The sequence below is a fragment of the Amycolatopsis sp. NPDC051071 genome (genome assembly GCF_040682875.1).
In the GTDB taxonomy this organism is placed as follows: domain Bacteria; phylum Actinomycetota; class Actinomycetes; order Mycobacteriales; family Pseudonocardiaceae; genus Amycolatopsis.
In genome coordinates this window covers 1-9,262 of record NZ_JBFBBY010000239.1, presented here as the reverse complement: position 1 = coordinate 9,262, position 9,262 = coordinate 1, and the positions used below count along the sequence as shown (strand labels likewise).

Here is a 9,262-nt window from a genome sequence, read left to right as displayed (position 1 = left end):
GGTCGTTCTAACGAAGGGTGTTTAGGTATCTACGGCGGGTGAGCTGGGTAGTGGCCGGTCCTTGGAGGACTCCTTGAGGGACCCAGAGTCCCTCAAGGTTCCCCTCACCGGTCCCGGAAGGCCATCACGAGCCCCCGCAGCACCACCAGTCACCACGGCGGCGCGTGAAGGACCCCTTCCCTCGGCTGAGCCGAGGAAACTCGACCTTCACACCTTCCCCCAGTACATGAAGGCCCCCTTCCTTGCGCCTAGGTACAGGAAGGGGGCCTTCCTGTACCTAGGCAAGAGACCTTTCACTCACGACACCCGACCAGGCACGGCCCGGTGCGCCGGGGATGGCTTGCGGGGCGCGGTCTTGCGGCGAAGGGGGTGTTAAGAGGCCTCGGCGGAGGGAGGCGGAGGAGCGGATCGGTCCAGGTCCTGGGCGAACCGCACCTGGTTCCGGCCGTTCTCCTTGGCCACGTAAACGGCGGCGTCGGCGGCGTGCAGGAGTTCCTCCAGGGTTTCGCCGTGGCGGGGGAACAGAGCGGCCCCGATCGACGTCGTCCGGCCCGAGATGGTGACCCGGCTGCCGCGTTTGTCGGTAGTCACTATATGAAGTTCCGCGATTGCACTACGCACTCGCTCGGCGGCGAGTTTCGCGGCGGTTTCGTCGATATCCGGCAGAAGTACGAGGAATTCTTCGCCGCCGAAGCGGCCGACGAGGTCGGCGGGCCGGGTGACCTCGTCCAATTTCTGTGCCACATCACGCAGGACGTCGTCGCCCGCGGGGTGTCCATATGTGTCGTTAATCCACTTGAAGTGGTCGAGATCAATCATCAGAAGTGCCAGGTTGTCGTCCGATCGGGCAGTCCTTCCGAGTGCCCGATCGGCCGACTCCGACCATCCGCGCATGTTGAGAACACCGGTTTTCGGGTCCGTCCGCGCGTCGTTTTGCAGTTGGTCGATCTCGGCGAGGCGATTGAACACCACCGTCACCACGGCCATCACGATCACCATCGGCGGCATGATCAACAGCAGTACCGCGGTCACCGCGCCGAGGCCGATCGTGATGGCTTCCAGCAGGTTGTCCGCCGTATTGCCGAGCACGGTCGACACCGTCGGCCGCTTCGGCGAACTGATCGCGAGGATGCCGCCGATGTAGGCGATCTGCACCGCTTCGAAGACCATCCCGGTGATGATCAGGACGCCGAATTCGCCGAGGGTGCCCCAGCCGGAAATCAGACCCCATTCATGCGGCCCGAAAGCGTCGAAGGTGAGCGATGCCAAAGTCACCGAAACGCCGTGGGTGACCGACGAGAACACGAAGTTGTGCGCGGGACGGCGGGCGATGAACCAATGCTGGATCCGCACGAGTGCGATAATGGAAAGTGTCAATGAAAGCGGCAGGATCACCGCGGCCGGGAAGGTCCAGACGGCGGTGAGGTCGATGAGGACGGTGCGACTCCGGTCGCGTCGCCTTTCTTCTTGCCGCTGGGTCAGCTGAATATGCGCTGTCGCCCCGACGGCGAGAATGGCGAAACGGACCAAGTCTGTTCTTTCCGGTGTCGGGGAATTCATCGTCGCGACGACCATGATCGCGATTCCGATCGCTTCCATGGCGAAAAGGAACGCGATGAACCGCTTCGGCCGCTGCCACAGCGCCCACGCCCTGGGGTCGTACGGATGGCGTTGCGGGGGTTCGGCCTGGTCACCTTCCGGGCTTGCCTGCCCGCGTTCGGTCACCGGCACACCGCTCGCCGCGGCGGACCGGCCCGCTCGCTCGTCAAGATCGCCGGTGCCGTCGCCGTGCTGGCGACGGTCGCCGGTCTCGGCTGGCAATTGCTACCTCTTTTCCGCGCGGACGGCACGGCTGAGTAATCTCACCGGTACCGACTGAGACACCGTTCGTATTCCAAGGCCGGTATCATCCCATCGCATCAGTTGTTCGACACCGGCAAGGGTGGCTGTGCGGGTGTGCCCCCGACTCGCCTTGCCCGCGCACACGGACCGGAGGTGGCAATCGTGTCCCGCGATTTCTGATCTTGACAGCTGAATGTTTTTCGAGACGCCGTGTGGAAGGGGTGACCGATAGTGTCCAGTCGTGACTTCTGAGCCCGAGCAAGGTATTAGTTCGCAACGAGGTGCCCGGGAGGTGTGTGACCGTGTCGAGCCGTGACTTCTGATCCAGAGCCGTTTCTTTTCGTCCCTGTACCGAGGACCCAGGTGTTCCAGCAGTGACCCGTCGTCGAGATTTCCGAGTACGAACCCGCCGGGTGGCCGTGCCGCCCCAGGGGTCGTCCAGTGTGGATTCCTCATGACATCAGCGGTTCCGGACTGGATCCGTTGATGTGCCCCCAGCTGAATGCGACCAGCACGGCCAGCAGCAGGCCGACCACACCGGCCAAGGCGATGGCCGAAGTCGCGGACCCGAGCCGATCGGCGGCGAGCCCGCCGAGTCCCGCCCCTACTCCCTGAGCTACCCGCAACCCCGTGCGGTACACCCCACCCGCACCACCCCGAAGCTCGTTCGGGACCCACGTGATGAACGTGGCGCTCACCGTGATCAGGTACGCCCCCGCCGCCCCCGCTGCCGCCAAGAGCAGCAATGCCGGAATCAGTCCCGGTTTGAGCACGAAGGCGATCAGGGCGACCATTGGTAGTGCCGCGAGCACACCCAGCAACTTTCGCCGTTGTTCCGCCGAGACGAATTTCGACAGCAGGAACGCGCCGATGACGAATCCCAGTGGATCCGCGGCCAGCAGCCAGCCCACCGCCTGTTTCCCGACGCCCATCTCCGCCGCGAGCGGTGCGGCGAGCCCCTCGGGGATGACGGCGAGGCCGACCAGCCACGAGAACCAGACCAGTACCCGCAGGTGACGGTTGCCGAAGACGCGTTTCACCGCGCCGAACCAGCTGCCGGTGCCATCGGACGCCGCCGCGCGCCGGGAGACCCACAGCCGGACCAAGGCCGCGCTCAGCAGGAACGTCGCCGAGTCGAGCGCAAGCGCCCAGCTCACCCCGGCCTGCGACACCAGCAGGCCGCCGCCGGCGAGGCCGAGCAGCATGGCGGTGTTGGTGGAGATACCGCGGATGTCCTGGCTTTTGAGATAGAGGTCGTCGTCGGTGAACACCTCGCGGGTGAGCGCGTTCTGCGCGGCGTTGCCGGGTGCGTTCGCCAGGCGCGCCAGCACCACCAGCCCGCACAGCACGGCGAGCGGGGTGCCGGGGATCGCCATGATCGCGATCAGCACGGCCTGGATCAGCGACGCGAAGACGAGGACGGTGCGGCGCGGGTAGCGGTCGGCCAGCTGGGAGAGGCCGAGGCCGCCGGCCAGCGCGGGCAGGAAGGTCAGCGAGTAGACCACCGCCGACAGCAGTGCGGAGCCGGTGCGGTCGTAGACGAGGATCGCCAGCGCGACGATGGTGAGCTGGTCCCCGATGAGGGACTGCACTTCGGCGAGCCAGAGTGCGCGGAACTCGCGGTTCGCCAGTGCGGCGGTCATCCGCGGTGCCGCGTTCGTCTCCACTGCGTGACCACCTCCCCCCGATCGGGTGAACTTAGCTCCCTCGCATTCTCGCGCGCCCTGTTACGTGGCCGTCGAGGGAGTCACAGTAAATGACCCGCTGTTCGACGTTCAGTATGCCTCTGGCTACAGGGAGACGAATAGAAGTCCGGCGAATCCCTCGACTGTTGCGCCGATCGAGTTACGCCGTCTGACCGGTTGGTGACGCCGGGCTGACTCGTCCGCGGGTATCCGCGCGCCGATCGATCCGCACTCGCTCGGCGCACCCGGGCTGCCGTTCGTCGCCGCCGGAGTCCGGGTTGGGCCGAATGGGCCAACACTGAAGTGAGACCGGTCTGGAGGTGGAGGCCGGCCGGGCAAAAGGGGTGAAGGCGATGAACGGTTTGCTCGACGACAAGGCCGTTGTCGTGACCGGGGCAGGGCGGGGTCTCGGCGAGGCGTTCGCGGTGCATGTGGCGCGCGCGGGCGGCGCCGTGGTGGTCAACGACATCGATGAGGCACTGGCGGTGCGGACGGCGGAGAACATCCGCCGGTTCGGGGGAAGGGCGGTCGCCAGCGGGCACAGCGTCGCGGATCCGAGGCAGGCGCAGGAGATCGTCGATCTCTGTCTCACCGAGTTCGGTGCGATCGACGGGCTGGTCAACAACGCGGGCCTGAACTACGAGGCGTTGCCGTGGGAGGACGACGTCGAGCAGGCTCGTGAGCTGGTCGAGGTCAACGTCCTCGGCGTCATGTACACCGGGCTGGCCGCGATCAAGGCGATGGTGACGCGGGGGAAGCCGGGCTCGATCGTGAACATCTCGTCCGGGGCGTCGCTCGGGCAGCGCAAACTCGGCGTGTACGCGGCGAGCAAGGGCGCCGTCGCGTCCTTGACCTACTCGTGGGCGCTCGACCTGGAGGAGAGCGGGATCCGGGTGAACGCGGTCTGTCCGCTCGCGCACACCCGGATGGTGTGGAAGTCCGAACGATCGCTGCGGTCGTGCCCGCCGGACCGGACGCCGTCGCGGATCGCGCCGGTCGTGCTGTTCCTGCTCGGCGCCGGATCCGACGGCATCACCGGGCAGATGATCCGGTGCAACGGGCCGCAACTGCACATCATGGGGCAGCCGTACCTGAAGCAGCCCATTCTCGAGCGGCCGGTTTGGGACACCGAGACCGTGCAGCGCGCCTTCGACGAGGTCTTCAGCGCGCACCTGGAGAACTACGGCCTCGAAAAGCGTGTCCCGCCCCGGCTGCGGAAGTGGACGGAGTCGACCCGGACCGCTTAGTGGCTGGTTTGGGAAGTCCGTCGAGACCCGAAGGACTTCCGAAACCGACCACTTAGCCCACGACGAACGGTAGCTTCGCGGCCAGTTCGCCCAGTTCGGTCTTCTCCGCGTCGGTCGCTTCGCGGCGTCCGGTGCCGACCAGGAGCGCGTCGGTGTCGGAGAACGAGCCGGGGAACTTCTCCCCGGTGCGTTGTTCGAGGATCTGCCGCGTCTTGGCGAGGCTCGCGTCGGACGGTCCGGCGACCTGCGACCGATGTGCGACCAGGTCGAGGTGGTGCAGCGTCCATTCGAGGACATACGCGCTCAGGTAGTCGCCCGCGGAAAGGACGACGTCGCGGGTGCCGACCCGCATGCCGGGATCGGCCAGTTCCGCCGCGCGACCGGCGGCCGAACCGACGTCGTCGAGGTGGAACTTGAGCAGCTTGGGGTCCTGGTACGCGGCGGCGAGGCGGACGATCAGCGCGTCGAGCGGATCCTCGCCGGTGGGTGGCGTGCTGCCGACCTCCCAGTAGGTGACCGCGTTGCGGGTCGGTTCCGTTTCGGCGGGGGTGGCGAGGGTGATGAGGACGTCCTGGGCATCGATCACCAAGTGACACACCAGGTCCTGCACCAGCCAGCCGGCGCAGCCGGACGGTTTGGCGAAGTCTTCGTCGGGGGTTTCGGCGACGGCGGCGAGCAACGCCGCCCAAGAGCGGGAGAAGAGATCCACGGCGGCAAGTTAGCAGCGGCGGTGCCCTGGTGGCGAGCCCTTTCGGGGATTGGGCCGAGCGAGGTGGGGCAGCCGTGGAAGGGACTCGCGTGCTTGAAGGCGTAACTCGCGTGCTTGAAGGCGGATCTCGCGTGCTTGGAGGCGTAACTCGCGTGCTTGAAGGCGGATCTCGCGTGCTTGAAGGCGTAACTCGCGTGCTCAGACCGCGCACACCAAGTTACGGGCTCAAGCACGCGAGTTTCGGGTTCGCCCTGGGTGCGGGCCCGGCGGACAGGCTGGTCACAGTGGGCCAGGCACCACGTCACGTTGGATTACTTCTCAAGAACCCGAAGTGCCGGTCGCGACTTGGCTTGCCTCAGGAACCGGCGGTCGGCACGGGGGCGTCGGCCGGGTACAGGTCCGCGATCGACGGCGCGTACCGGTCGTTGATGATCCGCCGCTTCAGTTTCAGCGTCGGGGTCACCTCACCGCTTTCGGGCGTCCACGCCTTCGGGAGCACGTGGTACCGCTTGATCTGCTCGATCCGCGCCAGCCGCGCGTTCGCCGCCTCGACGGCCTTCTCGATCTCGGCGCGCACCTGCGCGTTGTCGGCGAGCGATTCGCCTTCGGTGAGCTGGATGCCGTTCGCGGTCGCCCAGCCCGGCGCGATCTCGTCGTCGACGACGATCAGAGCGGTGACGTACGGCCGTTTCTCGCCGATCGCGACCGCCTGCCCGATCAGCGGATGTTCCTTGAGTAGGCCCTCGATCTTCGTCGGGGCGATGTTCTTCCCGCTCGACGTGATGATCAGTTCCTTCTTGCGGTCGGTGATCGTGACGAAGCCGCGTTCGTCGATGGTCCCGATGTCGCCGGTGGCGAGCCAGCCGTCGGCGTCGACGTCCGGCTTGATCGAGCCGTCCTCCTGCAGGTAGCCGAGGAAAACGATCGCGCCGCGGACGAGGAGTTCGCCGTCTTCGGCGACCTTCACCTCGATGCCTTCCAGCGGGCGGCCGACGCTGCTGGCCTTGAAGTCCGACAGCGTGTTGGAGGTGACCGCGCCGGTGGTCTCGGAAAGGCCCCAGACCTCCTGGATTTCGACGCCGAGCCCGGCCATGAAGTACAGGATCTCGACCGGTAGCGCGGCGGCGCCGCCGGAGGCGACCTCGACCAGGTCCAGGCCGAGCATGGCCCGCACCGGCGCGAGTGCGGCCGCGTCGGTCCGCGCGATCTTCTCCGCCAGTTCCGGCGGAACCTCCTTGCCGTCACTGCGCAGTTTGTAGCCCTGTTGCAGTAGTTCGTTGGCGCCGATCAGCCCGTTCCGCTTGTCCTCCGGCAGCGAACCGAGCAAATTCTTGAGCCCCGCGACCATCTTTTCCCACACCCGCGGAACACCGAAGAAGCTCTTCGGGTGCACCTGGCCCAGCGCGCCGACGACGCCGGCCGGGTTGCCGACGGTGTGCACGTGCCCGGCCCACACGATCGGCATGTAGATCGACAGTTCACGTTCGGCGATATGCGCGAGCGGCAGATACGCGATGTTCGTGGCGTGCATGGGCGACTCGTGCAGCCGCATGACCGCGCTGGCCTGGTAAATCGCGTTGCGGTGGGACAGCACGACGCCCTTGGGGTCGCCGGTGGTGCCGGAGGTGTAGATCATCGACAGCGGGTCGTCCGGGGTGATCGCGGACCACGCCGTCTCGAACGCCTCCGGATCGGCCGAGTGCGCCTCGGCGCCCGCCGCGCGCAAGTCCGCGAACGAGAGGAAACGCTTGTCGTCCGCGGGAATCACGGACTCGTCGAGGACGACGACATGCCGCAGCGCGGGGAGGTCGTCGAGGACCTGCGACCAGCGGCCGAGTTCGTCGGCACCGGCGAGTACGACGATGCCGGCGGCGCTGTGCCGGGCGACGAACCCGATCTGCTCCGGGCTGAGCGTCGCGTACGCGGTGCAGGGGATCGCGCCGAGATGTGCCGCGGCGAGGTCGGCGATCAGGTGTTCGGGACTGCTCGGCGCCATGATCAGCATCCGGTCGCGGGTGCCGAGCCCGAGCCCGGCGAGCCCGCGCGACACCTCCGCGATCGCGGTGCGGAACTCGCCCCAGTTCAGGGTCGGCTTGCCCTCGATGTCGAGTGACGTGACCGCCGGCAGTTCACCGAACTCCTGTGCGTTGCGGTGAAGCAGGGCGGGGATGGTCTGGCCTTCGATCTGCTCGGCGACGGTCGGCTGGGTGGTCAACGCTGGCCTCCTCGATGCTGCCTGATCAGCCACACTGTAGGGGCTCTGGTCAGCGCTGGATAGAGAATCGCGGCCACGGTTGGGCTACGCGAAATGTCCACCTTTTCCGTTTTCGGCGCGTCAGTCGCCGACACGGACCGGCCGGGCGGCGCTCGACGCCGGATGGCTGTCCGAAAAGGACTTCGCGGCCACGTGAGGTTCGGGCTGGACTTCTGGAACACACTCGCCGACGATTACCGCCGTGACTGATCTCGTAGCCGAGGCCGCGGCGCTGGACGCCGCTGATCCCTTGGCGCACAAGCGAAACGAGTTCGACCTCGACGCGGACGTCGCCTACTTCGACGGCAATTCACTGGGCGCGCCGCCGAAGCACGTGGCGGAGCGGCTCGCCGCCGTCGTCCGCGAGCAGTGGGGCGGGCGGCTCATCCGGTCCTGGTCCGAGGGCTGGTGGGAAGCGCCGGTGCGGGTCGGCGAGCGGATCGCGCCGCTGGTGGGGGCCGCTCCGGGGCAGGTCGTCGTGGCGGACTCGACCACCGTGGATCTGTTCAAGGCGCTGGTCGCCGCCGTCCGGCTCAACCCGGGCCGCGACGAGATCCTCGTCGACGCCGACACCTTCCCGACCGACGGCTACATCGCCGACGAGGCCGCCCGGCTGACCGGACGCACGGTGCGCCGGGTCGTCGCCGAGGAGATGCCGGGTGAGGTCAGCGAGCGGACGGCCGTCGCGCTGATCAACCACGTCGACTACGTCACCGGACGCGCCCACGACCTGGCCGGGCTGACCGGGGCACTGCACCGCGCCGGGGCGCTGGCGCTCTGGGACCTCTGCCACAGCGTCGGCGCGCTCCCGGTCGAACTCGACGCGGCGGGGGTGGACCTCGCCGTCGGCTGCACCTACAAATTCCTCAACGGCGGCCCTGGTTCGCCCGCTTTCCTTTATGTGTCAACGAAATGGCTGGACCGGTTCGATCAGCCGCTGGCCGGATGGGCCGGGGACCGCGATCCGTTCGCGATGCGCGGCGCGTACGAGGCGCACGCCGGGATCGCGCGTGGCCGCTCGGGCACCTCGGACATCTTGTCGCTGCTCGCGCTGGACGCGGCGCTCGACGTCTGGGACGGCGTCGATCGCGGTCTGCTGCGGGAAAAGGGCCTCGCGCTCGGTGATTTCTTCTTCCGGTGCGCGGACGAACTCCTCGGCGGCGCCACGATCCTGACCCCACGCGACGCCGGGCGCGGGCACCAGATCTCGATCACCGACGACGACGCGGCCAAGACGATGGCGGCCCTGATCGACCGCGGCGTGATCGGGGACTTCCGGCCGCCCGACGTGCTGCGGTTCGGGTTGGCGCCGCTCTACACCACCTTCGGCGAGGTGCTGCGCGCCGTCACGACGCTGCGGGAACTCCAGAGTTAAGTATCGGGTGGGCGGCGTACGTCGTCTCCAGAGAACTTTCTGTCTCGTCGTCGTCCCGTATGTCATGAGGGGTCCCCATAGGACAAATTTCGTCCTATGGGGACCCCTCATGACACACCGCGCGCCGCGCACGAACTCTCACCGAAGCGG

General features: G+C 67.4%; 6 protein-coding genes. 2 read left to right on the top strand and 4 right to left on the bottom strand.

The window, feature by feature from the left end; genetic code table 11:
• Positions 1-372: 372 nt before the first annotated feature.
• Positions 373-1,821: a GGDEF domain-containing protein gene (locus AB0M65_RS38475; RefSeq protein WP_364039729.1), complete on the bottom strand. Its 1,449-nt coding sequence runs from the start codon at positions 1,819-1,821 to the stop codon at positions 373-375.
• Positions 1,822-2,294: 473 nt separating this feature from the next.
• Positions 2,295-3,509 (bottom strand): MFS transporter, encoded by a 1,215-nt coding sequence (locus tag AB0M65_RS38470; protein ID WP_364039726.1) that lies wholly within the window; start codon positions 3,507-3,509, stop codon positions 2,295-2,297.
• Positions 3,510-3,880: 371 nt separating this feature from the next.
• Between AB0M65_RS38470 and AB0M65_RS38465 the strand changes: the two genes are divergently transcribed.
• Entirely contained in the window at positions 3,881-4,774 is an 894-nt protein-coding gene (locus AB0M65_RS38465) for an SDR family oxidoreductase (protein WP_364039723.1), read from the top strand.
• A gap of 52 nt (positions 4,775-4,826) precedes the next feature.
• Here the strand turns inward: AB0M65_RS38465 and AB0M65_RS38460 are convergent, their stop codons facing one another.
• Entirely contained in the window at positions 4,827-5,483 is a 657-nt protein-coding gene (locus tag AB0M65_RS38460) for a maleylpyruvate isomerase N-terminal domain-containing protein (protein ID WP_364039720.1), read from the bottom strand.
• A 355-nt stretch (positions 5,484-5,838) separates the two neighbouring features.
• Positions 5,839-7,698 (bottom strand): AMP-binding protein, encoded by a 1,860-nt coding sequence (locus AB0M65_RS38455; protein ID WP_364039717.1) that lies wholly within the window; start codon positions 7,696-7,698, stop codon positions 5,839-5,841.
• Between the two features lie 232 nt (positions 7,699-7,930).
• Here AB0M65_RS38455 and AB0M65_RS38450 point away from each other — a divergent pair, with 232 nt between their 5' ends.
• The gene (locus AB0M65_RS38450) at positions 7,931-9,112 is read left to right on the top strand and encodes an aminotransferase class V-fold PLP-dependent enzyme (RefSeq protein ID WP_364039734.1); all 1,182 of its coding nucleotides are present in this window, start codon (positions 7,931-7,933) and stop codon (positions 9,110-9,112) included.
• The last annotated feature ends 150 nt before the right edge of the window (positions 9,113-9,262 follow it).